The 361-nt window shown below is 65.1% G+C and carries 1 protein-coding gene; it reads right to left on the bottom strand.

From position 1 onward, the window contains the following. Positions 1 to 286 (bottom strand): FKBP-type peptidyl-prolyl cis-trans isomerase (locus AC1DHL_RS30220; protein WP_478164397.1); only part of this gene is annotated, 286 nt, incomplete at its 3' end. Between the last annotated feature and the right edge of the window lie 75 nt (positions 287 to 361).

Below are 361 nucleotides of genomic sequence, written 5' to 3'. Positions count from 1 at the left end.
CTTGCATCTTCTGCACGCCCTCGGTCCAGCACGGAATCACGCGATTCAGCGGGAACGAGATCGGCTGGCCGCGCTTGTACGAGCTGTCGAATTCCGTGCCATCGGTCAGCGTGCCACGGTAGTGGACCTTGACGGTATCGGAAGCCTTGGGCGAGGCGCCCGTGCCCTTGGTCACGTGCTGGATCACCACGCCGGACGGCAGCGTCTCGGAAGCCGGTGCGGCGGCCTGGGCAACGCCTGCGCCAGCGAGCGTGACGGCGGCAAGAATCAGGGAAAGAGTCTTCATGGGAATCTGTCGTGTCAGTGTGTTTGGAAATTGGCGCCGGCAGCGCGCGCGAGGCCAGCCGGCAGTGTACCCGAG

The sequence above is a fragment of the Variovorax sp. 10L426 genome (assembly GCF_056395305.1).
This window is presented reverse-complemented; position numbering and strand designations above follow the sequence as displayed.